Raw genomic sequence first — 25,783 nt, 5'->3', positions numbered from 1 at the left:
AATAATTAAAGGAGGCGTTTGTTTTTATTCGTTCGCTTTTCTTCCCAAGCTATCATTAAATTTTTATGATAATCTTTTGGTTTCTCAATAGAAAACCAGTAAATTGAATGTGCAATAGTTGGTAGCCATCTTTTATAGCGGATGCGTATATTTTCATGGTGAGTATAGTGGGTCGAGATTAAAGTAGATTTTGACCCTTGAAAATTTTGATATGTAATGGCCTCGATTTCATACCAATGCACTTTATTCCCATGTAAATCTACTACAATTCCTTCATCATCCTAAAGTGAAATGTAAGTTTGAATGTAGATTTTTCATCGCGTATACTAAAATATAGGTCATAGAGATAAAAAATTAAATACAAGGGGTTTTACAATGAAAGCAATTGTTATAGGGATACTGGCATCATTTTTCTTTGCCTTTACTTTTGTTTTAAACAGGGCAATGGACTTAGAAGGTGGAAGCTGGATTTGGAGTGCATCATTACGGTATTATTTTATGGTTCCAATGCTATTACTTATTGTTATGTATAGAGGGAACTTAAAGCAACTCTTTCAATATATGAAAAATAATCCGAAAGAATGGTTAGTGTGGAGTATCGTTGGATTTGGTCTCTTTTATGCACCGCTTAGTTTTGCTGGAGCGTTCGGACCAGGTTGGCTCGTTGCATCAACATGGCAAATTACAATCGTTGCAGGGATTTTGTTAACACCATTTTTTGCGGTGGATCCACTACATAAAAAACTTCCGATGAAGGAATTAGTAATGTCGGGCATTATTTTATTCGGTGTCGTTCTCATGCAAGTAGAACATGCTTCTTCATTAGGTATTCGTGAAACCGTTTTATGTGTAGTTCCTGTACTTATTGCAGCATTTGCGTATCCTCTTGGAAATAGAAAAATGATGCAAGTTTGTAAAGGGGAATTAGATGTATTTCAGCGGGTACTCGGTATGACATTAGCAAGTTTACCATTTTGGTTTTTATTATCTGGTTACGAAGTATCAACAGGCGGATTACCGTCAAGTAGCCAAGTTTTTCAATGTTTTATTGTAGCAGTTAGCTCTGGGTTAATCGCGACAGTATTATTTTTCTTTGCAACAGATCTTGTGAAAGATGATCCGCAAAAATTAGCAACAGTGGAAGCGACGCAGTCTGGTGAAGTTTTATTTGCGCTAGTAGGAGAGTTGATCTGGTTATCTGCCCCAATCCCATCATCATTATCTTGGATTGGTATGAGTCTCGTTATTATTGGAATGATACTTCATAGTTATGTGGCTGTCGTTGTAAAAAAAGAAGAAAAAATAACGGCGTAATGAGATTAGCTCTTTTTATTAAGAGCTAGTCTTTTTTCATAGAAAGGGATGAAAGTATGAATTTACAGTGTGTTAAACAAATTGAGAAAGATTCAATATTGAATGTGCTACAATATGCCGTCGGTCCAAATGAAATAAGCTTAAAGAAGGCAGTAATATTTTATCAAAGTAATAAAGGGACTTTGTACAAATATGAAGAAAAAGCTTGTCTAGGTATTGAAATAATCGGAGAAACTAAAGCACGCATATGTCATATAGCAGTGGCTCCAGATTATCGTCAAAAAGGAATTGCACTGCAAATGATTAAAGAAGTGGTAAGGATATATCAATTGACTTATATAGAAGCGGAGACAGACGATGGGGCGGTAGAATTTTATAAAAGAATTGGTTTTCAAGTTAAAAGTTTAGGAGAAAAATATCCAGGGATAGAAAGACTTCATTGTTACATGGAAAAATAGTATAAAATATGCATATGGAGTATAGTTTGAAAAAATAGGATTTACATTTTTCTTCATTTCAAAAAAACTCTCGCTCATCATTATCTACGATTTTAATAGAGTTTTGAGGCTTCAGTATAATAATATACATATTTTTGTAGTAATGAATATGATTAAGTTAAAAATTGAGAAAAATATGATAATATATTTATATAAAAGTTTAAATTTACGTGGCTAGTGGGGGAACCAATATGAAAATGAATGAAATAGTAGCAAGTACACAATTTCCAAATACAATCGAAACAATAACAAAAGATTTAAAAGCATTAGGAGTCGAAAAAGGAATGACAATTATCGTTCATTCATCACTAAGTTCTATCGGGTGGATATCTGGTGGTGCCGTTGCTGTAGTAGAAGCATTAATGAAAGTTGTTACGGAAGAAGGAACGATAATAATGCCAACGCAATCTTCGGATTTGTCCGATCCGAAACATTGGTCAAGACCACCTGTACCGGAAGACTGGTGGCAAATTATCCGAGATAACGTCCCAGCATTTGATTCACGTATAACCCCAACAAGGGGAATGGGTGAAATAGTTGAATGTTTTCGTACATATCCGAATGTAGTACGTAGTAATCATCCGTTAGGAAGTTTTGCTGCATGGGGAAAACATGCAGTAGAAATAACAATGAACCATTCGTTATCAATGAGCTTTGGAGAAGAATCTCCATTAAGAAAAATATATGATTTAGACGGGTACGTATTATTAATTGGTGTTGGATATGATTCCAATACGTCTGTTCATTTATCCGAGGTGCGTTCTGGTGCATGTGAGTTAATACAAGTAGGAGCACCTATTATAGAAAACGGTGAAAGAGTGTGGAAAGAGTTTGTTGAAATGGATTACGAATCTGAGAAGTTTGTAGAAATTGGTGTGGAGTTTGAGCGAAAAGGAACTGTAAAAAATGGGAAGATAGGGAATGCAACGTGTCGTCTAATGAAACAGCGTGATATAGTTGACTTTGGAACAGAATGGTTTCGTAAGAAAAATTAGTAAGGGATGGTTACAATGAAGGGGAAAAAGGTATTAATTACGAGCGGTGGTTGTCTAGAAAAATGGGATCAAGTACGCGGGCATACGAATATGGCCAAAGGTACAATCGGAAGGATAATCGCAGAAGAACTTCTAGCTAAAGGGGCACATGTTATATATTTACACGGTTATTTTGCGGAGAAACCGAGTGATGTACATAGAGGGTTAGAATTACATCCATTTGAAGGAATCGTTGATTTACAAGATAAAATGAAAAGTATCATATCACATGAAAAGGTTGATGCAGTCATTATGGCAGCGGCTGGATCAGATTGGATTGTAGAGAAAATTTGTGATCAAGATGGTAATGTTCTTAATATGAACGGAAAAATTTCAAGTGATATAGCACCGATTATTCACTTTCAAAAGGCTCCAAAGGTATTAAAACAAATAAAAGAATGGGACCCAGAAACAGTACTTGTTGGTTTTAAACTTGAAAGTGATTTAAATGAAGAAGAACTGTTTGAAAGAGCAAAAAATAGAATGAAAGAAGCAAGGGCGAATGTAATGATTGCGAATTCACCACATTCTTTATATTCGCGCGGGGCTGTGCATTATGTAATTGGACAGAATGGTAAAGGGAAGTTGTGTAATGGGAAAGATGAAACAGCGAAAGAAATTGTCAAAAGCTTAGAGGTATTATGTAATCGTGTCACTGCTTTTTAAAATTAAGTTTTTAGATGAGAATGAATCCGCATAGTAATAAGTAAGCGAAACTTTAATTGGTGGGAATTTTACTTTTACACGAATGTGAAGCGTATACCAATCAAGAGCTATACACAGAATAATTGGTGAGGAGTGGATTCTATGGAACATTTATTAAAGCAAGCTATTAAACTTAGAAATGAAAAGAAATATGCGCAGTCTAAAGAGATGCTTATAGGATTAACAAACTTTACAAAGGATGCAGAAGTACTGTATCAGTGTGCGTGGATACATGATGTAATGGGGCTAGAAACAGAAGCAGTTCCATATTATGAGCAGGCAATCGCAAATGGACTTGATGGCGAATCGCTTTGCGGTGCTTATATTGGTTTAGGAAGTACATATCGTTGTATAGGGGAATATGAAAAGGCAATTACAGTATTAGAAGCTGGGGTGAAAAAATTTCCAGAGAACGCTCCGATGAAAGTATTTTTATCATTAGCAAAATATAACGTAAACGATCACGAATCAGCGATGAAATTATTACTTGAAACTGTCGTGAAAGTAGAGGAAGTAAAAGAATTTGAACGTGCCATTTCATTTTATAAAGACCATTTAAATGAGGTTTTTAAATAAAGGAGTGAACGTATGAAGGTTACACTATCACGAAGGCGAAAAGGTATTTGGATTGGACTCGTCTCTTTAATTATGCTATCAAACTATTTATTGTATGCCCTTCCAATTGTACCAGTTGCGCCGAAAGAAGTTGTGCTTGGGTCATTATTAGATCGCATGTTTGTCATTCCAATCATCATGTATTTCTTCATTATTCGAAAAAGATACTCGTTAACATATATAGTTCCTGTTGTAATAGCTGGTTATATTTTTGCAAGATTTATTATTCCAAGTGATTATTTACAAGCTTTTTCATTCATCTCTTATATTATTGTTGCGGCTGAAATTGCATTTGTAGGTCTAGAATTATTCCTTCTCTATAAAATTGTTAGAGTGCTTCCTAAAATAATAAAAAAATATAAAGAATATAGAAGAGAAAATTATTCCTTTTCTTATGCAATTGATGCAGCGTTTGACGCTACTATGAAAAGAGGTAAGTTAATAGATGTCATTCTAACAGAGTGTAAGTTAATCTATTATGCGTTTTTATCGTGGCGTGAAAAAGTACCAACAGGTAAATCTGTATACTCATATCATAAAAAGACTGGTGCTATAGGTGTGTATATCATGATTATTCATGCAACAGCAATTGAAAGCATTGGTTTTCATTATTTACTACATCAGTGGAATCCAGTAATAGCATGGATTTTACTTATTTTAAATGTATACGCGATGATTTATTTTATAGCTGAAATACAAGCGATGCGCAAAAATCCACTTGTCGTAACAGAAGAACAAGTAATCATTCAAATCGGATTAGGAAAGAAAATTGTTGTGCCATTTACACAAATCGATAATATTGCGTTCTACAAGGGTGAATTGCTAACGGCAAAAGAAGGGAGACAGGTGTTGGATGCAACTGTTATGGAGTTCATAAAAGAACCTGCTACTTTTGAAATAACATTAAAAGAGCCAGTGAAAGCGCAGTTGTTATACGGCTTTTCTAAAACAGTAAGTCGTGTTTACTTAAATGTTGATGAAGAACGAAAATTTTATGATGCGGTTAAGGAAAAGTTAAAACATGAGTAATAGTACTGTTAGTTGCATGAAAACAAATGAGTTTCCGTTAGAAGTGAAAAAATATGAAACATGGATAGTGAAAAACTCTTTCTAAATAAGAAGGAGTTTTTATTATGTACTTGTATAAATCATTATATAAAAAACTATACACTTCTTTATCACTACATAAATAGATATAATTGAGGATAGAACTAGCATAAGGGGAAACAAAATAATGAATAAGTTACTTACATCGAAAATTGAAATTATAGAAAGAAAAATCCGGTATAACTCAACAATAGTAGATCACAATTGCTTATTACTTGAAAAGCAATCACAAAGTATCGTTTTATTTCACGAGGTGCAGTATTCATTTACAATGACTGCGAATGATACTAAGTTAACAATCCCAAAAGGTAGTTATACAATCGCATATTACTGGAGAAATCGTCCGTACAATTTATACGTATGGAGAGATATAAAAGGAAAGTATTTAGGTTCCTATTTTAATATCGTAAAAAACACACAAATAAAAGATGAAGTGGTTTCCTTTGAAGATTTAATCATCGATATTATGGTACTTCCAAATGGAGAATACTTCATATTGGATGAGGATGAATTACCAGAACCATTAGGAAATTTCGAAGGTGGTTATGTGAAGAAAGCTCTTTATGTATTAAAAGAAATCATTCCAAAAGAGCTTCCACCAATAGTTTTGGAGACAGCCAGGGTGCGGAGGAAATAAAATTTAATTACATAAATATTTTGAATGGAAATGAGTGGTCTCAAGTTATATGATCTAACTTTTTTGATAAATCTAAGGTTAGTAGCATATTTCTTGAGATTACTCTTTTTTTGTAGAAATTTCGTCGCTTAGTTATTAAATCGATTTTAAATTTATGAAATAATATTGACTGAATCGAGTTCAGTGGTTTATGATTGAATCAGATTCAGTCGTGGTGAAAACATTGTAGGAGATGACGTATGAAAAGAATATCAAAAGAACCAGATGTAAGACGCCAAGAGTTAATGGATATTGGTTTTGAATTATATATGAAAAATGGTATGAAAGGATTTGGCATAAAAGATGTTGTGAATCATGCAGGTGTAGCAACGGGGTTATTTTATTATTACTTCAAGTCTAAAGAGAATTTTGTTGATGAAGTTTTAAATGACTGTATTGTGAAAAATATGGAGTTAATTGAAGAAATACTTATTTCAAATGAACGGTCTGTCATACAAAAGATGAAAGATTCACTAGATATATTTTGGACATTTATTGAAAAGTTAGCACCCTATAAAAATGTGAGTTCGTTTCAGACGGAACAACATTTTCAACTGGAACAGAAATTATTCGCACGTATGCAACCGTTAATTAGACAAGTAATTGAAGAGGGAGTGAAAACAGGGATTTTTTATACTGATAACTCATTATTAGTTTCTGGGTTTATTTTATACGGTCTTAGCAGTATTGCTCATTCAGAAGTAAAGTTGAATCTAGATACAAAACAAGAAATGGTTAATTTAGTATTAACTACACTACGATACAATCAAAAGGAAGGAGAGAGTATATGAAGATTATAATCGATGGAAATAATATCTCACAAGAGCAACTTATAAAATGGAAAAGAGAACGGATAAAAAAAGTATTATATATATTAGGACATAAAGAGCCTGAAATAAATGATACAGACGTCATGATAAAACAGCTAACGGAAATAAAGTTGCGATATACATACAATGAAATGTACGAAAAGTTGAAATCAAAACTTAGATTAAGTGCAATAGGTATGCGTATCTGTACTCTTTTATCTGGCGATAGACGAAAATTTTCAAAAACTAGTATTTATTTAGATGGGATTACAGCAGAAGAAGCCATACATGGAATTGATAGTTTGATGCTTGAACAATCACGTGAAAATAACAAAGTGAATTTATCTGCTTGTCCTGATCACTATGTACTAAGGCCCTTTGAGGAAAATGAATTAGAGGTTATCGAAACTACTGGTAATTCTCCGTTTCCAGTTCAATTTTTCATTGTTTTTGGTGACGAAACTGGATTGAAAACACCAAGAGATAAATCTTATCAATACCAATCAACAGGTGTTGCACGTATGAAAGATGGTACTACTATTGGTGGAGTTCGACATCAATTTAAAGATACTGATACAGGGATAGAAGTAAGTCTAGTTGTTGAGTTCCCAGCCCTTTGTCCTAATAGTCTAATTAAATCCCATCAAATGCATTTAGCGTGTGAGTTTTCTTATTGGTTACAGTGGATTAAAGATCAGAAAAAATAGTAAGTAAACGATATCGTTTAAATAAACAAAAGTAAAATATTCAAACAAATCATATGTATGTTTTAATAAAACCCAGTTGACTTATCGGAAATATTTGTATAATATGTACTTAATTCCATAACGTATTGCTGATTGGAGAAACCAAAGGCATTTTATCAACAGATAAAATGCCTTTGGTTTTTTTATTGCACAAATACTGAATCTGTTCATTTATATGAATCATTTTAAGGAGGGGAAGAAATGACTGTTTCAATTGATGGGGTATCAAAATATTTTTTGAAACAAACTGGTACGGTTCAAGTGCTAGAGAATATTAATTTTCAATTAGAGAAAGGGGATTTTGTTACAGTAATTGGTCCGAGTGGTTGCGGAAAAAGTACACTATTAAAAATTATTGCAGGTTTAGACAGCGATTTTGAAGGTGAAATCATTATTGACGGGGAGCGTATAACAAAACCGAGTAAGAAGCAAGGATTTATATTTCAAGAACATCGATTGTTTCCATGGCTAACAGTGGAAGAAAATATTGCAGCTGATTTGTCGTTAAAAGATAAGTATGTGAAAGATAAGGTGAGAGAATGGGTTGAAATCGTTCGGTTAGATGGCTTTGAAAAATCGTATCCGAAAGAAATTTCAGGCGGGATGTCACAACGTGTTGCGATAGCGAGAGCGTTATTAAGAGATCCAAATGTATTATTACTTGATGAACCTTTTGGAGCGCTGGATGCTTTTACTCGAAGTCATTTACAAGAAGTATTGCTAAATATTTGGGAGCAGAAGAAAACAACAATGATATTCGTTACACATGATATAGACGAAGCGATATATCTTTCAAACCGAATCATCATTATGAGTGCAAAACCAGGGAAAATACATAAAGTGATTGAAAATAATTTGCCTTATCCGCGAAATAAAACTTCTCAATCGTTCCAACAACTTCGAACGAAAGTATTACAGCAGTTTGAATATGGAGGGTTGATTCAAACAAGTATATAGGAAAAGGGTGATTTTATATGTATAAAAAATTTAAAATTCTTTCTTTTGCTTTAGCTATATCAGTATGTTTATTAGGATGTGAAAAAAGTACAGCAAGTAGTAAGAAAGAAGATGTAACAATACAAATTGGTATACAGCAAGGGTTAAGCCCGCTATTACTAGCAAAGAAAAAGGGGTGGTTTGAAGAGGAGTTTAAAAAAGAAGGAGTTAAAGTGAAATGGACAGAGTTCCAAAGTGGACCTCCTTATTTTGAAGCAATCGCATCAAACCGATTAGACTTTGGTGAAGTAGGGAATTCTCCAGTCATTTCAGCGCAAGCAGCAGGTATTGGATTTACCGAAATCGCCAATACAAGTTATGCAAGAAAAGGAACTGGAATTCTCGTTCAAAAAGATAGCAAGATTGCGAGTGTAAAAGAGTTAAAAGGTAAAAAAATTGCAGTAGCAAAAGGAAGTAGTGCCTTTAATTTATTGTATCGAGCACTTGATAAAGAAGGGATTGATGCAAAAGAGGTAAATGTCATTCAATTACAACCAGATGAAGCGCAGCCTGCATTCGAATCAGGATCAGTAGATGCATGGGCGATTTGGGACCCTTTCATATCATTACATACGTTAAATAAAGGTGCGAAGGTGATTGCAGACGGTGAAACATTAAATGTCTCTTCACCAGAATTTTTAATTACGAGAACAAAATTTGCGAAAGAACATCCAGAATTAGTTGAGAAATTCCTCAAAGTTTATGAGAAAGCACGTGTATGGCAAGATGCTAACTTAGATGAAGCAATAAAAGTATACACTTCTGTAAAAAAGATAGATGCAGAGATCGTAAAAGAAGTGTTTAATCACGACAAACCAATTTTAGTTCCGGTAACGAAGGAAATAATAGCAGAACAACAAAAGACAGCGGATTTTCAATATAAGCTCGGTTCTATAAAGAAAGAAATTAAGGCGGAAAAAGTTGTAGATAATTCTTTCGTAGAAAAAGCATTGAAAGCGAAGTGAAAAGAGGTTTTGTAAAGTGGAAAATACGAAAGCTGTTATTAAACCAGCGAGTATAACGATTGAGAAAAACAGCGTTAAGAATGTGCGAAAGTTAAATGTAAAAGTTTTAGTAAGGGCGATTACTATACCGGTTATTATATTAATAATTTGGCAGTTAGCTGGCGTATTCGGTCTTGTTTCTAAAACAGTTTTACCAACACCATTAGATATTTTTCTAGCTTTCCAAGAGCTTATTAAAACAGGAGAGTTATTCGGCCATTTAAGTATTAGTGTATTCAGGGCTGCGGCTGGTTTCTTTATTGGTGGGGGCTTAGGAATCATTTTAGGAACGATTGTTGGATTTTCAACGAGAAGTGAGCAATATTTAGATCCATCTGTGCAAATGTTAAGAACTGTACCTCATCTAGCTGTTGCGCCACTTTTCGTATTATGGTTCGGTTTTGGTGAAACATCGAAAGTGTTATTAATTGCAGATGGTGCATTTTTTCCTTTATACGTAAACGCATTTTTAGGTATTAGAGGTGTGGATTCAAAGTTATTTGATGTTGCGAGAGTGTTAGAGTTTAGCAAAAGAAAACTAATTACGAAACTCATTTTACCATCTGCATTGCCTAACCTTTTACTAGGAGCAAGGTTATCGTTAGGTGTTGCATGGGTGAGTTTAGTAGTAGCAGAACTTATGGGATCTACAGAAGGTATTGGCTATATGATTATGGATGCAAGGCAATTTTCAAATACAGATATCGTATTTGTCGGCATAATTATCTTTGCATTTGTTGGGAAGTTTTCTGACTCTCTAGTACGTTTACTAGAAGTGAAGTTTTTAAGATGGCGAGATAATTTTAAAGGTGAGACTGGGAATTAACATATAAATTATTAGGGGTAATTTATATAGAATTTGTTAATATACGTTTCAAAATAAATAAGGGGTGTGTAAAGGTATGGAATTATTATGGTTTATTCCGGCTTATGGAGATGGTCGATATTTAGGAACGACAAAACGAGGAAGAGCAGCTGAATATGGTTATTATAAGCAAGTTGCTGCGGCAGCTGATTATTTAGGATATACGGGTGTTTTACTTCCAACTGGTCAAGGATGTGAAGACCCTTGGGTGTTAGCTTCAGCTCTTGCTGCTGAAACAGAAAAACTAAAATTTTTAGTAGCAGTGAGACCAGGACTAATGTCACCTACAGTTGCAGCGAGGATGGCATCTACATTTGATAGAATTTCAGATGGGAGACTACTTATTAATGTAGTAGCTGGAGGAGATCCAGTTGAACTACAAGGAGATGGATTATATCTTGATCATGATGAAAGGTATGAAGCAGCGGATGAATTTTTAAAAGTTTGGAAATCGACATTGCAAGGTGAAACGATCTCTTTAGAAGGAAAACATATTAAAGTTACAGATAGTAAAGTTGTATTCCCACCAGTTCAAACGCCATATCCTCCTATATATTTCGGAGGATCATCAGCTGCTGGAAAAGAAGTAGCAGCTCAACATAGTGATGTATATTTAACGTGGGGAGAGCCGCCAGAGCAAGTGAAAGAAAAAGTAGAAGAAGTAAGAAAACTTGCAGAAGAGAAAGGGCGTACAGTCCGATTTGGCATTAGATTACACGTAATTGTAAGAGAGACAGAAGAAGAAGCATGGGAAGAGGCCGAACGTTTAATTCAATATGTGGATAATGAAACAATTGAGCTTGCTCAAAAGACATTTGCAAGATATGATTCGGTTGGTCAAAAACGGATGACACATTTAAATAAAGGTACGAGAGAGTCGTTAGAGATAAGCCCTAATTTATGGGCTGGAATCGGACTTGTAAGAGGTGGGGCAGGTACTGCACTTGTAGGCGATCCGCATACAGTAGCAGAAAGGATAAAAGAATATGAATCGTTAGGAATTGATACGTTTGTTTTCTCAGGATATCCGCATTTAGAAGAAGCGTATGAAGTGGCAGAATTGTTATTCCCATTATTGAAAGACAAGAAGAAAGAAGAAAATAAAATTGTTGGTGAAATGATTGCTGATGCATATGCATTAAAAAAATAGTTAGAAATAAAGTTTCACTTATTTATTGCTTCATTTTGTTTACTGCCTGTTAATAGGGTATAAAAAATCCGCAAGTTATTCGCTTGCGGGTTTTCATCGTAAATTATTAGAAAATATGGTAAAATCAAAGGGTAACTTAAGGTGCGGTTGGTTGTTCAATTATCACTTCTCCGAGTAGGAGGGGGGTGATAATACGTGAGTGAAATAGCGTTGCTACTGCAGGGTGGACTGTTTCTCGTTGCATTGTTAACGTTCGTCGTCCTTTTAATAGACAAGCTCAAAAAATAACAACCCACCTATGCCTATAGAATGTGGGTTGTTTTGTTTGTAAGAAACAAATAGGATAAATGAACAATCCAATCTGCTAAGTTACGTGGACTAGTGTGTAGCCGCACACTAGTCTTTTTTATTTATATACAATTTATAATTGGTTTATGTGATTGTATTGTTCTTTTCATACTCATTATAACACAGTGTCTTTTCATCAAGAAAGGAGACCGTATGTTCTGGTATCTATTATATAGTAGGTGCTTTTTCTTTGAACAGCCCATCCATATACTGTTTTAAACTTTGGACATAAAATTTCTGTGTATTCACATTATTTACACCGACAATGGGTGATGGAAGGTCAAATCTTTTTTCTGATAAATGAACGACAACATCAAAGATGTCAAACAAGCGAATGAAGCAAAACAGACCGTCTTTATCGCTAAGTAAAATAAAGTAATGATTTTCACTACTTGTATTTAGCGTATTCCATAAAGAACTTTTGCTTAAATCACGTACAATGCTTTTTTCTTTTAGTTCCACGAAATCTGCATTTGAGAGAATGGTAGAGATATCAATCGCATCTTGATTTTCAAAGTAGCCATCAACTGTTTGTACAGCGAATGTATAAGCCATTTTTAATATACTCATTTTATATTTACGGTTATCTAATAGCAATTCACGTTGAATAGAACTCGCTACTTTCGTTACACGTTCCTCTTTCCAAATTTCATTATGTAAGGAAATATCGTGCTTTTTACATAGTTTCATAATTAATGCATTAGAATAAAGAATTTCGTCGCTTACTTCGACAACATCAGTCTCAGCAGCCGCAAGTTCCTCACCGTGCTCATTCGTATAGAGTGGGGAATCAATTTGTCTTTTCATTTGTTCAATCTTAAATTGACTCAATTTATGCCTAATTAAAGGACGATCAATATTTGTTGTCATTTGTTCATGACAAGTATCACAAATTGAGTTTGTGAAATAATATCCACATAATATTTCTGGAATGACATATTGTTCACTAAGTTCTTTCGTATCTTTTCTGCAAATGATGCATTGTGTCATTTTTATCACCTTTACCTGCAAATTTGTATGTAATCTCATTGTAGTGTATTTATTGGTATTTTGGAATATTGTAAAGGAAAATATTATGTGAAATTCATACTTATTTTGGTACAATGAAGAGAAGTGCTAGTTTAAAGGAGGCCATTTTTTTGAAATCAAAAGTGCACTTTTGGACATTAGAAGTGCTAATGGTTGTAGGAATCATATTTATTTGCACAAAAATATCATTTTTATTTCAACCGATTGGTATCTTCATATCAACATTATTTTTCCCAATCTTAATCGCGCTTTTTTTATACTTCATATTTAATCCTGTATTAATCTTTTTGGAGAATAAAAAAGTACCTAGAAATTTAGCGATATTGCTGTTATATCTTTTTATCATAACATTAACTGCGGTTGGCGTTGGAGTAGTTGTTCCTACGATTTCACAACAGCTAATGGACTTAGTAAAAAATATGCCAGGCTACATAAAAGAGGGAAAAGTATACATACAAGAATTATCACATCATAGGTTGTTTGAATGGTTATCTACACAAAACTACGTTTCCATTGAAACAATTGAAAAAAATGCGATTGAATACTTAAAAGATATACCAAATACAATTACGTCGAGTGCAACGGCTTTATTTGGTATTATCACGAACGTTGCATTAGTTGTATTTACTGTACCGTTCATTTTATTTTACATGTTTAAAGATGGACATGCCTTTCCAGGAAAAGCGGTAAGTTTATTACCAGAATCTTACCGTGAAGAGGGGCTTCGTATCATTAAGGAAACGAACGAAACATTATCTGCATATATTCAAGGGCAAGCGCTCGTTTGTATATTTGTAGGTGCGTTTACTTTTATCGGTTATTTAATTATTGATTTACCGTACGCTTTCGTTTTAGGAATTATCGCAGCATTTACAAACATCATTCCTAACTTAGGTCCATTTATCGGGGCAGCACCAGCTGTTATTGTAGGACTGTTCGTATCTCCGATGCAAGCCTTATACGTAATTATTATCGTAACAATTGTACAACAGTTTGAAAGTAATATTATTTCACCACGTATTATGAGCTCGAAATTAAATATTCATCCACTAACAATTATTATTTTAATTTTAGGGGTAGGTAACTTTGCGGGAATTATCGGAATGATTTTAGCAGTACCAGTTTATGCAGTAACAAAAACAGTTGTTTCGAACTTAGTGAGATTGTTTAAGACGAAGAGAAGTAACCGAAAATAGTAAAAACTGAGGGAGATACACCGCTTTTTAAGTGGTGTATCTTTTGTTTATAAATAAATAATTAAAAGCGGGTTGATTTGATTTTATTATATATTTTTTATACATCAAATTCAGTGATAAACTTGTGTGGTATAAGCTCTATAAAATTATGTGGAATCCCTCTGAACTATCCAAATCATTTCCTTACAGCGTGCTATCAACATCATAATCGACTCCTTTCAATTCCATATAGTTAAACGATTAAAGGTGAGTGTAGTATTTGCTTCTACGATCTCGAATTTCATTAATAACTTGTTTATATTGTCTTTCTTGTTTTAATTCATTTTGAGATATTGTTTCTTTTTGAATCGTAATCGTTAAAAAGAAAAGGTGAAACTTCATATGTGAATTCCTCCTTTCGAATTGGAATTACAGATGACTACAGTAATGACTTTGTCTTTCTTTTACAGAATTCATAGCCTGATTAATTTGACGTTCATGAAGCATTTCAGACTCAGAAAATTTATTTTTTTGAATGGTAATGGTTAAAAAGAATACTTTAAATTTCATAAAATAATTGCCCCTTTATAAGTGATTTAGAAAAAACGAGTGTAATAAGAAATTACAGGTGACTACAGTAATGACTTTGTCTTTCTTTTACAGAATCCATAGCCTGATTAATTTGTCGCTCATGAAGCATTTCAGACTCGGAAAATTTATTTTTTTGAATGGTAATGGTTAAAAAGAATACTTTAAATTTCATAAAATAATTACCCCTTTATAAGTGATTTAGAAAAGACGAGTGTAATAAGAAGATTGGCGCTCTTTTACTTCGTCCATAATGTTTTGAATGTGTTGTTCACGTAAAATCTCTTTCTGTGAAAGCTTACGTTTTTGAATGGTGATTGTTAAAAAGAATGCTTTAAATTTCATGAATATATTACCCCTTTAAAATATATTTTTAATACATTTGAGTGTAGTATGAACTTTTAATGTCAGTTATTTTATCAGTCAGTTGTTTTAACTGTTGTTTACGATTGATTTCAGTTTCAGATAAAGTATGTTTTTGAAGTACAGTCGTAAAAAAGAAAATATGAAAAGTCATAAATGAATTCCTCCTTTCGAAAAGGAATTACAGGTGATCACAGTAAAGTGCTTGGCGCTCCTTAACATCATTCATAGCTTTTTCAATTTGCTCATTATGAAGAATTTCATCTTTAGAAATTGTATTTCTTTGAATCGTAATACTTAAAAACAATACGCTAATAGTCATTGAATGTTGCTCCTTTCTTAGAAAAATAATGTAAGAGACTAAAAAATCGCGCAAAAAAACCACAGGAAGATACAGTTCTCCTATGGCTGGGCGTGAAAAAGCCACAGGAAAGTATACGACCTCCTGTGGCGAATTTATGAATTAAATGAAATAAAGTACGATTTTCAATTCTCCATTAGGGTGGTCGAATTCATATTTAATTGTCCAGAAAACACAGGTGCAGTTAACGCTAAAGTTAATGCATGTAATTGTAATTTCATCATTTCCTTCGACCTCCTTTTAGAATTTTTTTCTTACGTTAGTAAGTATATACAATTAATGGATAATTGTAAACATAAAAAATGAAAATTTTTAATTTTGATTAAAATGCGTATATTTAAAAAGGGATTTGAAAGTAAATATTGTAATTAACGAAATATCGATAAAAATGGGGGATGCTAAATGAAATATATGCATCATAACATGATCGTTATGCTAACAATTTTTTTATTCATTGCGGCTTGTTCTAACGGAGAAAGAATAAAAGATATATATGATGTTAGGTCAGATGATTTTAAGAAATATACTGGGACATACGTTGGTAATAATTCAGATGTGGTTGTAATTGTTAATCATTTACCCGGTGGTGGAACAGTTCAAAGTATAAGTTTAGAAAAGTTTGGCGGGAAAATAATAATCATGCTATATGAAAACTTCTCATTTGAGAAGTTTTTTTATTTTTACAGGTAAGCAAAACAAGTTGTTGAAGGGCAGGCTGTCATAGAATATGATACATATTATAATGAGGAAAAGTTGAGAGGATAAAAATGCGTACAATTTTACTTTTTCTAAACAACATGTTCATTAGCGAAATCGAGGACATTAGGCAAAAACATGATCCTTTATTTGGATTAATTTCACCGCATATTACAATTGTATTCCCATTTGAAAGTTCGATTTCAAATGATGAGCTGAAATTACATATTATAAATGTATCAAAACCGATACAGAATATAGAAATTGAATTTACGAATCAAATTACAAGTGAAAGAGAATATTTGTTTTTACGAGTTGAAAAGGGGAAAGAACAAATAGAGGAACTACATAATATTCTATATACAGGACCTTTATTACAATTTTTGAAAGAAGACATTCCGTACATCCCGCATGTAACAGTCGGAAGAAAAGAAAGTGCCGAATTAGCTGCTGAAGTAGTGAAGGAGATTCCTAGTTTTCATGGGAAGTTAAATTGTGTGATTGATAGAATAAGCGTGGAGCGAATTGGAGAGAACGGGGAATCAATTATTGAATTTGAAGTGCCATTTCTAAAAAGCTGACAAAAGTCAGCTTTTTATTTCGTAGCATGAAGTAATGCACCAATTGCACCGCTATTACCACCATCTTGTAAAAAGATTGGTGTTTTATTTTGATATTCGGTGTAGCTACTAATAATATGTTGAAGTTGTACGTTATTACATAAAGTCGAACCAATATAAATAATATGTTCAATGTTTTTTGTTTCAGCGAATTGAAGGCTTAATGCAGTAACGACTTCACCAACAAGTCCTTGTACAGTAGCTAGTATATCGGAGCTACTATTATTTGATTCTGTAATGGCTGCTTTTCCGAAGTTACTAGCAGTTAAGTTATTATCGATAGGGGAAAGAATACCACCATAAATATCTCCAACCGTAATATCTAGTTCTTTTCTAGATCCTACTTTTGTTAGAGGGATTACATCTTCAAAATGATCTATACTTGTTAACAATTTTGAAAGTCCCATAATAGTCCCACCACCAACTCCGGTTCCACCAGCGCGAATATATTGTTGATTATAAACGTAATGGATAGAAGTACCTGTACCGATATTGGTTAAAATAAAATTGCGTATAGCATGTTTTTCTTCTTTTAATATGTATTGGACACCTGCAAGAGTAGCTTCAAATTCGTTTAGCTCTATTATTTTATATGAACCTGTAAGCAGATGCTGTAATAGTTTCGATTTACCACCCGTAATACATATTTGTTTTATGCCATTGTTGTTTTTAATCCAATCTATTATTTTATGTTGTTCATGCGAATAAAATTTTTCAAAAGTTAATAGCTTTTTTTCGTTAAAATAAGCTATTTTCGTTAATGTGCCTCCAGCATCGATACCGATAGTACGTTCCATTTTCCTACTCCTAACTACGTAATATGTTTTCCTATTTACTTAATTGGTTGAGAATAGATATTTCCAACTGATATAAGGAACACTTTAATTTGCTTGATATATTAATAGTTTTTCTATAGTTACAATAGGCTGGTCGTTTACAGTTGCAATACCTTTACCAAGAACAAAACCTCGGCGATTGCGCGTTAGCTCATAATGTAAATCAAGTTTATCACCGGGACATGCTTTTCCATGGAATTCAACTCCATCTAAAGAGGAGAGGAATCCTAGTCCTTCAAAATCACTTGTATGTACAAATGCACTAAGCTGAGCAAGTGCTTCTACAATTAACATATGAGGCATATGTTTTTGACTATCATTTATAAACCATTCGTTATTTGTAATGAGTTTATATCCTGTAACGGATTCACCTTGTTTTACATTTGTTACTTTATCAATCATTAAAAATGGATAACGATGGGGAAGCGTGTCTTTAATATGCATATGAAAGTACCTCCAATTAATAATACCCCTGCTAAAGTTAAGCAGGGGAGTGGGAACTAATTTTTAACTAATTCATCTACTTTTTCAAGGGCGAAAATGCCGCTATTTCTAATGTTTTCAACAACTTGTTGCAACACTTCTTTATCTTGAACGAGTGCAATACGTACGAAGCCTTCTCCGTGAGGTCCAAATGCATGACCAGGTGTAACAACGACATTCGCACGATCCATTAATGCATAAGCGAAGTCTAGAGAAGTCCATCCTTGTGGAATTTCTGCCCAGACAAACATACTACCAGCTGGCTTATCGACATTCCAGCCAAATGTTCGGAATCCATCGACTAAAGTATCTCTCCGTTCTTGATAAATATTGCGGTTTTTCTCACAAAATGCAGCGCCATTTCTTAGTGCTGCAGATGCCGCTTTTTGAATTGGTAAAAATACACCGTAATCGGTATTAGATTTAAATTGAGTAAGTGCACGAACAATTTCTTCGTTTCCAATCATATATCCAATACGGCTACCTGCTAAACTATAACTTTTTGACAAAGAATTGATTTCTACACCAACTTCTTTAGCACCAGGTACAGAGAGGAAGCTAATTGGCTTATTACCATCGAAATAAAATTCAGCATAAGCAAAATCATGGACAACGATAATATTATGCTTTTTCGCGAATGCGATTACTTCTTTAAAGAAATCTTCATGAGCCATTGCTGGAACGGGATTCCCTGGGGAGTTTAAAATCATCATCTTCGCTTGATCGGCAATTTCTTCAGGGATGACTTCTAAGTCTGGTAAGAAACCATTCTCTTTCTTTAAAGGCATGTAGTAAGATGTTGCACCAGCCATTTGAATACCTGTTTCATAAGCTGTATATCCTGGATCAGGAACTAATATAATATCACCTGGATTTGCATAAACCATAGGTAAATGAACGAGCCCGTCTTGTGAACCCATTAATAATAAAACTTCTTTATCCGCATTTAATAAAACGTTATGAGTGTTGTTGTAATATTCAGTTACAGCTTCGTGAAATTCTTGAATACCTGATAATGTATACCCGTAGCTCTCTTTCTCACTCGCTGTATGTACCATTGTTTCTCTTACAAAATCAGCGGGCGGCATATCAGGATTTCCGATGCTCAAATCAATCATGTTATGACCTGCTGCAATTTTTTCTTTTTTATAGGCTCCTAATTCACTAAATATAGAAGATTGGAATGCTTTCATTCTAGTTGCTAACTTGTAAGTCATCAAAACCCCTCCTAAAAACAGTGCTTTCATTCTTCGTTTTTAATTATTCTGAAAACACATGTTTACATTTTATCATTTTTTTATGAAAATTAAAACGATTGACAAATTTAGAGGGAGGATTAGCCTATTTTGAAAAGTATCGATGTAAATAGCGTAGATATGTTAATTGAAATGTGTATTATATGATTCATTTTATATAACTTAAGGTGTTTTCTAGTTTCTATTAAGTATATTTCTCATGCTTTAAATGAAAAAGAATACGAAAACAAGGGCTATTTTTGCGGACGATTTCTAAAGTGAAATAACGCAGAAAATATTTTCTGCGTCTCCTCTGAAATGTAATCATTTCTTTTTATATGTGCATAATTTTTCGGCTGTCAAAAAGTATACATTTAGTGTACCGTCGGCAACTTTTAAAGTTTGGTCCGATGTAAATGAATTACCATAATCAATGTGATATACATTAGAATTTTTGACAAATGAGCCTTTATATAAATCGTCTTTATTCTTTGTTGTTTGCATTTCTACTAAATTTTGCACAATTTCCTCTTTATTTTCTTTTTTGACAACTGTTTCAAATTTATAATATACAGGGCATTCACCTTTTTTATTGTCAACGACTTCCCAAGAACCGTATATATCGTTATTGCTGCATCCACTAAGTAGGATGATTAGTATAGGAATTGTAAGTAGAACCTTTTTCATTTTGTTCTCCTTTCTTTTAAATTTGAATAAACGTGCGAATACGATAGGGATATTATAATAAATAAAGTTTAAATTTTTTTAAAGAATTATTTAATTTCATATAAAAATTTAGGAGAAATTAAATAAGCATGAATCTAGTGTAAAGTCAGATTCATGCTAGTACTATAGCCTACGTTATGTCTTTTTTGAGCATAAATAAAGAGGAAAGCAGAATCACTATTCCATTTAATATATATACGCTTGCGATCATAAAGGCTAACGTACCTGCGCCAAATCCTGCTTTATCGAATATAGAAGTAAATGTTGTGATAGTCAAAAAGATAATGGGAGTCAGTAGTAAAAATATGAAACCTGCCATGATTCTTTTTTTAAAACTATGTCCAGATAAGGAAATGGCTAAAAAGTTTAGGATGCTAAACAGAGCAATTGCAAAGAGCAGGACAATAAATACTTCGATGCCATCAGACATTTTACCACTCCTTTTATAAAGAGTACTTTTTATAATCTATTCGAAATTAAAGGGGGATACTCCTTTAGGTAATTTCAATAAACGTAATAAATAGGCGTATTATAAAACAAAGAAGTATGGATTCAATATTAGATCCATACTTCTTTGTTTATTTTATAAATTCGCAGATTGCGAATGCTGTTTTTCATAATGTTTCTGCTTAGAGAGGGAAATAGAAATAATCAATAATGAAACGACTCCGAAGATGAGAACCATATATTGTAACCCAATTGTATCTAAGGAGAAGCCTGTGCCAAGTAAGACGATTTGGAACATAACCCTCTCAAACATATTACGGAATGAGAAGAGGCGACCGTGATAACTTTTTTCCACTTTCGTTTGGAAAATCGTCGACATAATAGGGAAGAAGCAGCCAACACTAAACCCAAACAAACCAAATGATGTAAGAGCCATCCATTTTATATCGCTAAAGAACAATGACAGGTGTGCAAAAGCAGTACAAACTGCGAAGAAATATAGTAATTTTTCAGGTTTGAAATGATCAGATAGACGTTTAATTACGAAGGCACCTAACATAAATGCGACACCTTCAATTGTATATATGAACCCTTTAATCGTAGGATCATGTTGCATTTCGCTAATGTTAATAACCATTAAATTAAACCCAGCTATAAATAATAGAGGGATGACACTTAATATAAGTGCTGTAAAAGCAATAGGAATTCCTTTTAAAATACGAAATACTTCCATAAAGCTATTATCTTTTGCAGCTTGTTTACTTGGTGTTGTTGATTTCTTGTCTTCGAATTGTAGGAAGAAAGTCGAGAGGAATAATAAGGCGTATGCTGCCATTGAGAAGGCATACATGTACTGTAAACTCATCACAACTAAAAGAATTCCACCTAGTGAAGTACCTGCAATACGAGCAATTGTACCAACATTCATATGTACACCGTTCATTTGTAATAACTCATGTTCACGTACGATGAGTGGAATTACAGATTGTAATGCAGGGAAATAAAATGCTGCTGAAATTTGAAGAGCAACCATAAATGCAATCATAAATGCGATACTTTCAAATTGAATAGCGAAAAACATAAAAATAACACTTAAAACTCGACCAAACCCAGCGTAAAGAAGAACTTTTTTCTTTTCATACTGATCGATGACACGGCCAGCCATAGGTCCAACTAGAACACCGGCTAATAGTCCGATAAATAATATAACTGATTTCATGAAATCAGAAGGGACATATTTTTGCATAAATTCAAGGTTGCCAAGAATACCAAGCCATAATCCTAGACCTGCAATAAACTCCCCAATTAAAACAATCCAAACGTTTTTATTACGCCACATAACATAAAACCTCTCCGTCTTTTAAAATGAAAAACTCGTATATAAAACCTCCTTATTTATGTAGTATTTTTATACAAACTTTTTTAGAGTCAGAGTCTATATTACGTGTTTCATAATTGGATTTCAATCTTTTTGATTTGTAAAAAATTTGATGTATTAATTGATGAAATAAGTGAATCAAAACGCAAAAAAATTATGATTAAAGCTAATAGAAAGTAAGGATAAATATAAAAAAGCAAGAACGTATAACTACGTCTTGCTTTTTTTAAGTATAAAATTAAACATTAATTTCACTTAGCAACATTTACGCTCTTGTCCAATATATAAAGCGCTAAAAGATAGAGGACCAACAACTTCTGCACTTGCACCACTAGTAAGGTTTTCTACAGTTAATGAATATTCGTGTGTCCCACTGCCAACGTTTTGATCTATAGCTTGAAATGTTTGTACGTACAATTGCTTTATTTGGAGAAAAAGGGACTGCAAAAGTTGTTTCATCAGTTTTACTTACAGGATGAGTAGTTTGGACAAATACTAGAATATTTTAATAAAGTCGAAAACAAGTGTTGGAAAGAAGCAATTCACATAAAAGCATCAAGAATATATCACAATAAGATGATATTTTTCTTAATGCTTTTTGTAATTAAGCAGAATATTCTTCTTTACGTACTTCGAAAAATTCATTACGTCGTAAGTAATTATAAATTTTCTCTGAAACCTCTTCTTCTTCAGACACTAAGAAACGATGATCAAAAGCATAGAAAGATTGACCTTTAATTAATTTTACGTAATACATATTAAACGCCTCCTGACACTAGATTATTACTTGCTTCGTATTATAATGGCCTATATGTCTGCTAAAAATACTTGGAGTTTCAAAGGGGCTAAGTAAAGGAATGAAAGAGCTTACAATTCTGTAAGGTTTATGTCACCTTTTTCGATAGTTTACATTCACCAATTTCTTCTATACTACAAATAAGTTACATAAAATAAGGGGGGGAAAAAGATGGATGAAATAATTGGAGAAGTTGTAGCTGGTATTTGTGAATTTGTAGTGGAAGTAACAGCGGATGCTATAGGAAGTTTAGTTTCCGGAAATGATGAGGAAAAAGAAACATTATAATAATTTGTAAAAGAATAAAGTTGATCAAATTATAAAGGCTGATTTCTAAAGGGAATTCAGCTTTTTTATTTTTTACATTATATTAACTTAATTTGAATATTCATTTGTTATCATATTTAAGAAGCCTATATAAGGAGGTGAATAAACGAATATGTCGAATTCAGGGCCTGATTTATCTGTTTCTCGTTTGATTGTGGTAAATATAGAGGAAAAAGAATATCATTTTATTGTTCGTGAACATCCGATTGTAGGGAAATTTATATCGCTATTTGAAAATGGAAAAGAATATGGTTTAATAGATAAACAAATCGCTAATAAAGATAAATTTATTACATCGGAGCTTACTAAATTAGATTATTTTAATATAGATGTTTTATATCGTACACCTGGGTGGATATGGATTGGTATGGATCAATTTGGTTTACATGCTCGTGAGGCTACTTATAACGAAGTAGATGTTATTATGAAGTTGAAAGAGGATTTATATTATATAGATATATACGAAGAAATAAAAATGTAGTAAATATTTAGTCAGGTTAGGGGGCAAGTTCCCGTAGCCTTTTTTTGTTTATAGAATAACGTATAATCATATTATTTTGATTATAAGGGAATGTGATGAGAAGTGAGATGAAAAGAGGATTTGAAAATACATGAAGAGAATTGTAATAATTATATGAGTCGTATATGTAAATAACAATAGAAAGAAGATGATAATATGAGTAAAGAAGAGCTTGTGAAAAAACAGTTTGGCAGTAATGCAGATAAATATGTAAATAGTAAAATACATGCTAAAGGACTGGATTTACAATATGTAGTTCAACAAGTTGAGTCTCGTCATAATAATCGTCTTCTTGATGTTGCTACTGGTGGTGGACATGTGGCAAATATGTTAGCACCTATGTTTGAAGAAGTAGTTGCACTTGATTTAACAGAACAGATGTTAGAAAAAGCAAAAGTTTTTATAAAGCAGAATGGTCATGAAAATGTATCTTTTGTAGCAGGAAACGCAGAGGATTTACCATTTGCAGACCATTTTTTTGATACAATCACATGCCGGATTGCAGCCCATCATTTTACGAATCCGGCTCAATTTATTTATGAAGTAAATCGTACATTGAAGGATAATGGATTATTCATCTTAATAGATAATGTTTCGCCAGAAAATAATGAATATGATACATTTTATAATTTTATAGAAAAAAAGCGAGACCCAAGTCATGAACGAGCTCTAAAAAAGACAGAATGGCTTACTTTATTAGAAAAAAACGGTTTGCAAATGCAGTCATGTCTTACTTTTGATAAGAAGTTTGATTTTGACTGGTGGTGTAATATGATGGATGTCCCTTTACAAAAGCGTGAAAAATTAACAGAATGTATGATGAAAGCACCAAACGAAATGAAGGGATATTTTAATATTCAATTTAAAAATAATAAAGTAGAATCGTTCTATACTGAAATGGCTATGTTTATATGTAAAAAAAGTACAACGTTAAAAAGATAAATGTGTTGCAGTCTTTCTGAAGTACGATATACTTAGTACAGAGAAACTGAGAATTGAGGAATAGTTATAATGATTCGTGTACGCATTGAAGGTTCTGAGGAAGAAATGCTTGAATTTATGGGGAAAATGCCAGACATTCCTGGATTTGAAAAGACACATATGAGAGAGCCGAGAAAAGGAAATAACCCGAAATACGATTCAAGTAAAAATGTACTTGCATATTTGTCTTATAAAAAGATTGAAGTCGCCAATAAATAGGCGACTTTTTTAGTTTGCGCTGTTTCACCGCCTTGTCTTTTTCACATAATAATAATAGTAGATTATGCTTAAGAGGGGTGAGAATAGTTAATAAGAAAATTATCTTTTTTGGAGACTTTGGTATTGATGACGCCGTAGCGTTAATTTATGCAAATAAAACATGTAAATTAGATATTCTAGGTATTGTTGCTGAGTACGGGAATGTATCACGAGATATCGTTACGGAAAATGTTTATTTTTTAGAAAGGTACTATGCTACACAAGTGAAAATTATTGAAGGTGCGAGTAGACCGATGACAGCTGAAGAGCCTTTGTTTTTCCCTGAAATCCACGGGGATCACGGTTTAGGTCCTATTATTCCACCTGAGATGAGAATTTGTAAACGAGAAAATTTTTGTGAATTAATCAAATTAATCGAACCTTGTCCAGAAGATATTATAATTGTGGCGACAGGGAGACTAACGACGCTTGCTACGTTATTTTTATTGTATCCAAATATAATGGATCGTATTTGTTCGTATTATATAATGGGCGGCGCTTTCCTATTTCCAGGTAATGTTACACCAGTATCTGAAGCGAATTTTTATGGTGATCCAATTGCAGCAAATATTGTTATGAAATATGCGAAAAACGCTAGCATATACCCGTTAAATGTAACACAGGGCGCGCTTATTACGCCTGAAATGGCGAATATAATAGATAAACAAGGAACTGGACAGGCGAAACTCATTAAACCAATGATTGATTTTTATTATGAGAATTTCTATAAAAAAGAATATCCGGGTATTGGTGGAAGTCCTATACACGATTTACTACCGTTTATCTCGTTTATAAATGACAGTATTTTCGAATATAAAAAATCGGCAGTGTGGATTAGTACGACAAATGATGTGACTAGGGGCCAAAGTGTAGCAGACTTTAGAAAAATAGCTGAGCCAACAAGGTTTGATGATCGGTCGATTCAAAGAATTGCTGTTGGTTTTAACTATGCAGCTTTTAAAGAAGAGTTTATGCGAACAATATTGAAGCCAGATTGTTCTTAATGTGTGTAATAACAAGTCGGATAAATCGTTAGTTCAAAAAAAGGTTTAATCTGTGTGTATTATTCTCAAAAATCTTAAAGTTGAACAACATGAA

At 33.1% G+C, this 25,783-nt stretch carries 34 protein-coding genes and 2 pseudogenes; 21 read left to right on the top strand and 15 right to left on the bottom strand.

Annotated elements, in window-relative coordinates; all coding sequences use genetic code 11:
* Window positions 1-375 precede the first annotated feature (375 nt).
* The 14 genes from ACS2QP_RS08200 to ACS2QP_RS08135 all read left to right on the top strand — a co-directional run bounded on the left by ACS2QP_RS08200 (window position 376) and on the right by ACS2QP_RS08135 (window position 11,806).
* Window positions 376-1,314 carry a DMT family transporter gene (locus ACS2QP_RS08200; RefSeq protein ID WP_000644594.1) on the top strand — a complete coding sequence of 313 codons (939 nt, stop codon included), beginning with the start codon at window positions 376-378 and terminating at the stop codon, window positions 1,312-1,314.
* Window positions 1,315-1,370: 56 nt separating this feature from the next.
* Complete coding sequence (locus ACS2QP_RS08195; RefSeq protein WP_001053116.1) at window positions 1,371-1,772, top strand: GNAT family N-acetyltransferase; 402 nt, start codon at window positions 1,371-1,373, stop codon at window positions 1,770-1,772.
* 230 nt (window positions 1,773-2,002) lie between these two features.
* Window positions 2,003-2,806, top strand: a complete 804-nt coding sequence (locus ACS2QP_RS08190; RefSeq protein ID WP_000783346.1) for an aminoglycoside N(3)-acetyltransferase — start codon at window positions 2,003-2,005, stop codon at window positions 2,804-2,806.
* 15 nt (window positions 2,807-2,821) lie between these two features.
* Window positions 2,822-3,511 carry a phosphopantothenoylcysteine decarboxylase domain-containing protein gene (locus ACS2QP_RS08185; protein ID WP_061457363.1) on the top strand — a complete coding sequence of 230 codons (690 nt, stop codon included), beginning with the start codon at window positions 2,822-2,824 and terminating at the stop codon, window positions 3,509-3,511.
* Between the two features lie 141 nt (window positions 3,512-3,652).
* Window positions 3,653-4,126, top strand: coding sequence for a tetratricopeptide repeat protein (locus ACS2QP_RS08180; protein ID WP_000400636.1), 474 nt, complete (start codon window positions 3,653-3,655; stop codon window positions 4,124-4,126).
* Between the two features lie 12 nt (window positions 4,127-4,138).
* The gene (locus ACS2QP_RS08175; RefSeq protein WP_438882325.1) at window positions 4,139-5,194 is read left to right on the top strand and encodes a hypothetical protein; all 1,056 of its coding nucleotides are present in this window, start codon (window positions 4,139-4,141) and stop codon (window positions 5,192-5,194) included.
* A gap of 205 nt (window positions 5,195-5,399) precedes the next feature.
* A complete protein-coding gene (locus ACS2QP_RS08170) occupies window positions 5,400-5,909 on the top strand; it encodes a DUF402 domain-containing protein (RefSeq protein WP_061457362.1) in 510 nt (169 codons plus the stop codon).
* Between the two features lie 239 nt (window positions 5,910-6,148).
* Window positions 6,149-6,739, top strand: a complete 591-nt coding sequence (locus ACS2QP_RS08165) for a TetR/AcrR family transcriptional regulator (protein WP_061457361.1) — start codon at window positions 6,149-6,151, stop codon at window positions 6,737-6,739.
* Window positions 6,736-7,464: a hypothetical protein gene (locus ACS2QP_RS08160; protein WP_061457360.1), complete on the top strand. Its 729-nt coding sequence runs from the start codon at window positions 6,736-6,738 to the stop codon at window positions 7,462-7,464. The genes ACS2QP_RS08165 and ACS2QP_RS08160 overlap by 4 nt, the downstream gene beginning before the upstream one ends.
* 240 nt (window positions 7,465-7,704) lie before the next feature.
* Window positions 7,705-8,460, top strand: coding sequence for an ABC transporter ATP-binding protein (locus ACS2QP_RS08155; RefSeq protein WP_061457359.1), 756 nt, complete (start codon window positions 7,705-7,707; stop codon window positions 8,458-8,460).
* Window positions 8,461-8,477: 17 nt separating this feature from the next.
* The gene (locus tag ACS2QP_RS08150; RefSeq protein WP_000276909.1) at window positions 8,478-9,464 is read left to right on the top strand and encodes an aliphatic sulfonate ABC transporter substrate-binding protein; all 987 of its coding nucleotides are present in this window, start codon (window positions 8,478-8,480) and stop codon (window positions 9,462-9,464) included.
* A gap of 16 nt (window positions 9,465-9,480) precedes the next feature.
* A complete protein-coding gene (locus ACS2QP_RS08145) occupies window positions 9,481-10,329 on the top strand; it encodes an ABC transporter permease (protein ID WP_061457358.1) in 849 nt (282 codons plus the stop codon).
* Window positions 10,330-10,405: 76 nt separating this feature from the next.
* Entirely contained in the window at window positions 10,406-11,518 is a 1,113-nt protein-coding gene (gene ssuD, locus ACS2QP_RS08140) for an FMNH2-dependent alkanesulfonate monooxygenase (protein WP_438882322.1), read from the top strand.
* A gap of 195 nt (window positions 11,519-11,713) precedes the next feature.
* The gene (locus ACS2QP_RS08135; protein WP_438882320.1) at window positions 11,714-11,806 is read left to right on the top strand and encodes a putative holin-like toxin; all 93 of its coding nucleotides are present in this window, start codon (window positions 11,714-11,716) and stop codon (window positions 11,804-11,806) included.
* A gap of 228 nt (window positions 11,807-12,034) precedes the next feature.
* Here the strand turns inward: ACS2QP_RS08135 and ACS2QP_RS08130 are convergent, their stop codons facing one another.
* A complete protein-coding gene (locus tag ACS2QP_RS08130) occupies window positions 12,035-12,856 on the bottom strand; it encodes an HNH endonuclease (protein ID WP_000189713.1) in 822 nt (273 codons plus the stop codon).
* A 149-nt stretch (window positions 12,857-13,005) separates the two neighbouring features.
* On the opposite strand from ACS2QP_RS08130, the gene ACS2QP_RS08125 reads away from it, so the two are divergent.
* Window positions 13,006-14,091, top strand: a complete 1,086-nt coding sequence (locus tag ACS2QP_RS08125) for an AI-2E family transporter (protein ID WP_000837892.1) — start codon at window positions 13,006-13,008, stop codon at window positions 14,089-14,091.
* Between the two features lie 240 nt (window positions 14,092-14,331).
* On the opposite strand, the gene ACS2QP_RS08120 is transcribed toward ACS2QP_RS08125, so the two are convergent.
* The 6 genes from ACS2QP_RS08120 to ACS2QP_RS08095 are packed head-to-tail and all read right to left on the bottom strand — an operon-like array spanning window position 14,332 to window position 15,343.
* On the bottom strand, window positions 14,332-14,472 hold the full coding sequence (locus ACS2QP_RS08120; RefSeq protein ID WP_000668498.1) for a YrzI family small protein: 141 nt from the start codon (window positions 14,470-14,472) through the stop codon (window positions 14,332-14,334).
* 27 nt (window positions 14,473-14,499) lie between these two features.
* The gene (locus ACS2QP_RS08115) at window positions 14,500-14,640 is read right to left on the bottom strand and encodes a YrzI family small protein (protein ID WP_000669806.1); all 141 of its coding nucleotides are present in this window, start codon (window positions 14,638-14,640) and stop codon (window positions 14,500-14,502) included.
* A 52-nt stretch (window positions 14,641-14,692) separates the two neighbouring features.
* Entirely contained in the window at window positions 14,693-14,833 is a 141-nt protein-coding gene (locus tag ACS2QP_RS08110) for a YrzI family small protein (RefSeq protein WP_000669805.1), read from the bottom strand.
* Between the two features lie 26 nt (window positions 14,834-14,859).
* On the bottom strand, window positions 14,860-15,003 hold the full coding sequence (locus ACS2QP_RS08105) for a YrzI family small protein (RefSeq protein WP_000668963.1): 144 nt from the start codon (window positions 15,001-15,003) through the stop codon (window positions 14,860-14,862).
* A gap of 28 nt (window positions 15,004-15,031) precedes the next feature.
* Window positions 15,032-15,175, bottom strand: coding sequence for a YrzI family small protein (locus tag ACS2QP_RS08100; protein ID WP_000142712.1), 144 nt, complete (start codon window positions 15,173-15,175; stop codon window positions 15,032-15,034).
* Between the two features lie 27 nt (window positions 15,176-15,202).
* Entirely contained in the window at window positions 15,203-15,343 is a 141-nt protein-coding gene (locus ACS2QP_RS08095; RefSeq protein ID WP_000156193.1) for a YrzI family small protein, read from the bottom strand.
* A gap of 441 nt (window positions 15,344-15,784) precedes the next feature.
* Here ACS2QP_RS08095 and ACS2QP_RS08090 point away from each other — a divergent pair.
* Both ACS2QP_RS08090 and ACS2QP_RS08085 read left to right on the top strand, forming a co-directional pair.
* A pseudogene (locus ACS2QP_RS08090) lies at window positions 15,785-16,015 on the top strand (DUF4825 domain-containing protein); the annotation flags it as partial.
* A 134-nt stretch (window positions 16,016-16,149) separates the two neighbouring features.
* Window positions 16,150-16,659 carry a 2'-5' RNA ligase family protein gene (locus ACS2QP_RS08085; protein WP_001259199.1) on the top strand — a complete coding sequence of 170 codons (510 nt, stop codon included), beginning with the start codon at window positions 16,150-16,152 and terminating at the stop codon, window positions 16,657-16,659.
* A 14-nt stretch (window positions 16,660-16,673) separates the two neighbouring features.
* On the opposite strand, the gene coaW is transcribed toward ACS2QP_RS08085, so the two are convergent.
* The 8 genes and pseudogenes from coaW to ACS2QP_RS08045 form a co-directional block, all read right to left on the bottom strand.
* Entirely contained in the window at window positions 16,674-17,495 is an 822-nt protein-coding gene (coaW, locus tag ACS2QP_RS08080) for a type II pantothenate kinase (RefSeq protein ID WP_153582123.1), read from the bottom strand.
* Window positions 17,496-17,579: 84 nt separating this feature from the next.
* Window positions 17,580-17,978 (bottom strand): 3-hydroxyacyl-ACP dehydratase FabZ family protein, encoded by a 399-nt coding sequence (locus ACS2QP_RS08075; RefSeq protein ID WP_153582122.1) that lies wholly within the window; start codon window positions 17,976-17,978, stop codon window positions 17,580-17,582.
* Window positions 17,979-18,034: 56 nt separating this feature from the next.
* On the bottom strand, window positions 18,035-19,234 hold the full coding sequence (locus ACS2QP_RS08070) for an LL-diaminopimelate aminotransferase (RefSeq protein ID WP_438882317.1): 1,200 nt from the start codon (window positions 19,232-19,234) through the stop codon (window positions 18,035-18,037).
* Between the two features lie 342 nt (window positions 19,235-19,576).
* Window positions 19,577-19,939, bottom strand: a complete 363-nt coding sequence (locus tag ACS2QP_RS08065; RefSeq protein WP_000757017.1) for a hypothetical protein — start codon at window positions 19,937-19,939, stop codon at window positions 19,577-19,579.
* Between the two features lie 169 nt (window positions 19,940-20,108).
* Entirely contained in the window at window positions 20,109-20,408 is a 300-nt protein-coding gene (locus tag ACS2QP_RS08060) for a hypothetical protein (protein WP_438882315.1), read from the bottom strand.
* A 153-nt stretch (window positions 20,409-20,561) separates the two neighbouring features.
* Complete coding sequence (locus ACS2QP_RS08055; protein ID WP_438882313.1) at window positions 20,562-21,764, bottom strand: MFS transporter; 1,203 nt, start codon at window positions 21,762-21,764, stop codon at window positions 20,562-20,564.
* A 294-nt stretch (window positions 21,765-22,058) separates the two neighbouring features.
* Window positions 22,059-22,226, bottom strand: a pseudogene (gene exsC, locus ACS2QP_RS08050) (exosporium protein ExsC); the annotation flags it as partial.
* Between the two features lie 181 nt (window positions 22,227-22,407).
* Window positions 22,408-22,560: a YqbF domain-containing protein gene (locus tag ACS2QP_RS08045; protein WP_000291905.1), complete on the bottom strand. Its 153-nt coding sequence runs from the start codon at window positions 22,558-22,560 to the stop codon at window positions 22,408-22,410.
* A 478-nt stretch (window positions 22,561-23,038) separates the two neighbouring features.
* Here ACS2QP_RS08045 and ACS2QP_RS08040 point away from each other — a divergent pair, with 478 nt between their 5' ends.
* From ACS2QP_RS08040 to ACS2QP_RS08025, 4 genes are all read left to right on the top strand, one after another.
* The gene (locus tag ACS2QP_RS08040; RefSeq protein WP_000071480.1) at window positions 23,039-23,407 is read left to right on the top strand and encodes a hypothetical protein; all 369 of its coding nucleotides are present in this window, start codon (window positions 23,039-23,041) and stop codon (window positions 23,405-23,407) included.
* A 195-nt stretch (window positions 23,408-23,602) separates the two neighbouring features.
* The gene (locus ACS2QP_RS08035) at window positions 23,603-24,388 is read left to right on the top strand and encodes a class I SAM-dependent methyltransferase (RefSeq protein WP_075677168.1); all 786 of its coding nucleotides are present in this window, start codon (window positions 23,603-23,605) and stop codon (window positions 24,386-24,388) included.
* Between the two features lie 69 nt (window positions 24,389-24,457).
* Complete coding sequence (locus ACS2QP_RS08030) at window positions 24,458-24,646, top strand: DUF3970 family protein (protein ID WP_000621873.1); 189 nt, start codon at window positions 24,458-24,460, stop codon at window positions 24,644-24,646.
* 77 nt (window positions 24,647-24,723) lie between these two features.
* On the top strand, window positions 24,724-25,689 hold the full coding sequence (locus ACS2QP_RS08025; protein ID WP_152121863.1) for a nucleoside hydrolase: 966 nt from the start codon (window positions 24,724-24,726) through the stop codon (window positions 25,687-25,689).
* Window positions 25,690-25,783: the final 94 nt, after the last annotated feature.

Origin of the sequence: Bacillus cereus group sp. Bce019, from assembly GCF_051781745.1 — a bacterium.
In the GTDB taxonomy this organism is placed as follows: domain Bacteria; phylum Bacillota; class Bacilli; order Bacillales; family Bacillaceae_G; genus Bacillus_A; species Bacillus_A cereus.
This window is presented reverse-complemented; position numbering and strand designations above follow the sequence as displayed.

Coding starts and splice junctions, on each gene's coding strand:
- ACS2QP_RS08200 (WP_000644594.1), top strand. CDS start 376: ATGAAAGCAATTGTTATAGGGATACTGGCATCATTTTTCTTTGCCTTT.
- ACS2QP_RS08195 (WP_001053116.1), top strand. CDS start 1,371: ATGAATTTACAGTGTGTTAAACAAATTGAGAAAGATTCAATATTGAAT.
- ACS2QP_RS08190 (WP_000783346.1), top strand. CDS start 2,003: ATGAAAATGAATGAAATAGTAGCAAGTACACAATTTCCAAATACAATC.
- ACS2QP_RS08185 (WP_061457363.1), top strand. CDS start 2,822: ATGAAGGGGAAAAAGGTATTAATTACGAGCGGTGGTTGTCTAGAAAAA.
- ACS2QP_RS08180 (WP_000400636.1), top strand. CDS start 3,653: ATGGAACATTTATTAAAGCAAGCTATTAAACTTAGAAATGAAAAGAAA.
- ACS2QP_RS08175 (WP_438882325.1), top strand. CDS start 4,139: ATGAAGGTTACACTATCACGAAGGCGAAAAGGTATTTGGATTGGACTC.
- ACS2QP_RS08170 (WP_061457362.1), top strand. CDS start 5,400: ATGAATAAGTTACTTACATCGAAAATTGAAATTATAGAAAGAAAAATC.
- ACS2QP_RS08165 (WP_061457361.1), top strand. CDS start 6,149: ATGAAAAGAATATCAAAAGAACCAGATGTAAGACGCCAAGAGTTAATG.
- ACS2QP_RS08160 (WP_061457360.1), top strand. CDS start 6,736: ATGAAGATTATAATCGATGGAAATAATATCTCACAAGAGCAACTTATA.
- ACS2QP_RS08155 (WP_061457359.1), top strand. CDS start 7,705: ATGACTGTTTCAATTGATGGGGTATCAAAATATTTTTTGAAACAAACT.
- ACS2QP_RS08150 (WP_000276909.1), top strand. CDS start 8,478: ATGTATAAAAAATTTAAAATTCTTTCTTTTGCTTTAGCTATATCAGTA.
- ssuD (WP_438882322.1), top strand. CDS start 10,406: ATGGAATTATTATGGTTTATTCCGGCTTATGGAGATGGTCGATATTTA.
- ACS2QP_RS08130 (WP_000189713.1), bottom strand. CDS start 12,856: ATGACACAATGCATCATTTGCAGAAAAGATACGAAAGAACTTAGTGAA.
- ACS2QP_RS08120 (WP_000668498.1), bottom strand. CDS start 14,472: ATGAAGTTTCACCTTTTCTTTTTAACGATTACGATTCAAAAAGAAACA.
- ACS2QP_RS08115 (WP_000669806.1), bottom strand. CDS start 14,640: ATGAAATTTAAAGTATTCTTTTTAACCATTACCATTCAAAAAAATAAA.
- ACS2QP_RS08110 (WP_000669805.1), bottom strand. CDS start 14,833: ATGAAATTTAAAGTATTCTTTTTAACCATTACCATTCAAAAAAATAAA.
- ACS2QP_RS08105 (WP_000668963.1), bottom strand. CDS start 15,003: ATGAAATTTAAAGCATTCTTTTTAACAATCACCATTCAAAAACGTAAG.
- ACS2QP_RS08100 (WP_000142712.1), bottom strand. CDS start 15,175: ATGACTTTTCATATTTTCTTTTTTACGACTGTACTTCAAAAACATACT.
- ACS2QP_RS08095 (WP_000156193.1), bottom strand. CDS start 15,343: ATGACTATTAGCGTATTGTTTTTAAGTATTACGATTCAAAGAAATACA.
- ACS2QP_RS08085 (WP_001259199.1), top strand. CDS start 16,150: ATGCGTACAATTTTACTTTTTCTAAACAACATGTTCATTAGCGAAATC.
- coaW (WP_153582123.1), bottom strand. CDS start 17,495: ATGGAACGTACTATCGGTATCGATGCTGGAGGCACATTAACGAAAATA.
- ACS2QP_RS08075 (WP_153582122.1), bottom strand. CDS start 17,978: ATGCATATTAAAGACACGCTTCCCCATCGTTATCCATTTTTAATGATT.
- ACS2QP_RS08070 (WP_438882317.1), bottom strand. CDS start 19,234: ATGACTTACAAGTTAGCAACTAGAATGAAAGCATTCCAATCTTCTATA.
- ACS2QP_RS08065 (WP_000757017.1), bottom strand. CDS start 19,939: ATGAAAAAGGTTCTACTTACAATTCCTATACTAATCATCCTACTTAGT.
- ACS2QP_RS08060 (WP_438882315.1), bottom strand. CDS start 20,408: ATGTCTGATGGCATCGAAGTATTTATTGTCCTGCTCTTTGCAATTGCT.
- ACS2QP_RS08055 (WP_438882313.1), bottom strand. CDS start 21,764: ATGTGGCGTAATAAAAACGTTTGGATTGTTTTAATTGGGGAGTTTATT.
- ACS2QP_RS08045 (WP_000291905.1), bottom strand. CDS start 22,560: ATGTATTACGTAAAATTAATTAAAGGTCAATCTTTCTATGCTTTTGAT.
- ACS2QP_RS08040 (WP_000071480.1), top strand. CDS start 23,039: ATGTCGAATTCAGGGCCTGATTTATCTGTTTCTCGTTTGATTGTGGTA.
- ACS2QP_RS08035 (WP_075677168.1), top strand. CDS start 23,603: ATGAGTAAAGAAGAGCTTGTGAAAAAACAGTTTGGCAGTAATGCAGAT.
- ACS2QP_RS08030 (WP_000621873.1), top strand. CDS start 24,458: ATGATTCGTGTACGCATTGAAGGTTCTGAGGAAGAAATGCTTGAATTT.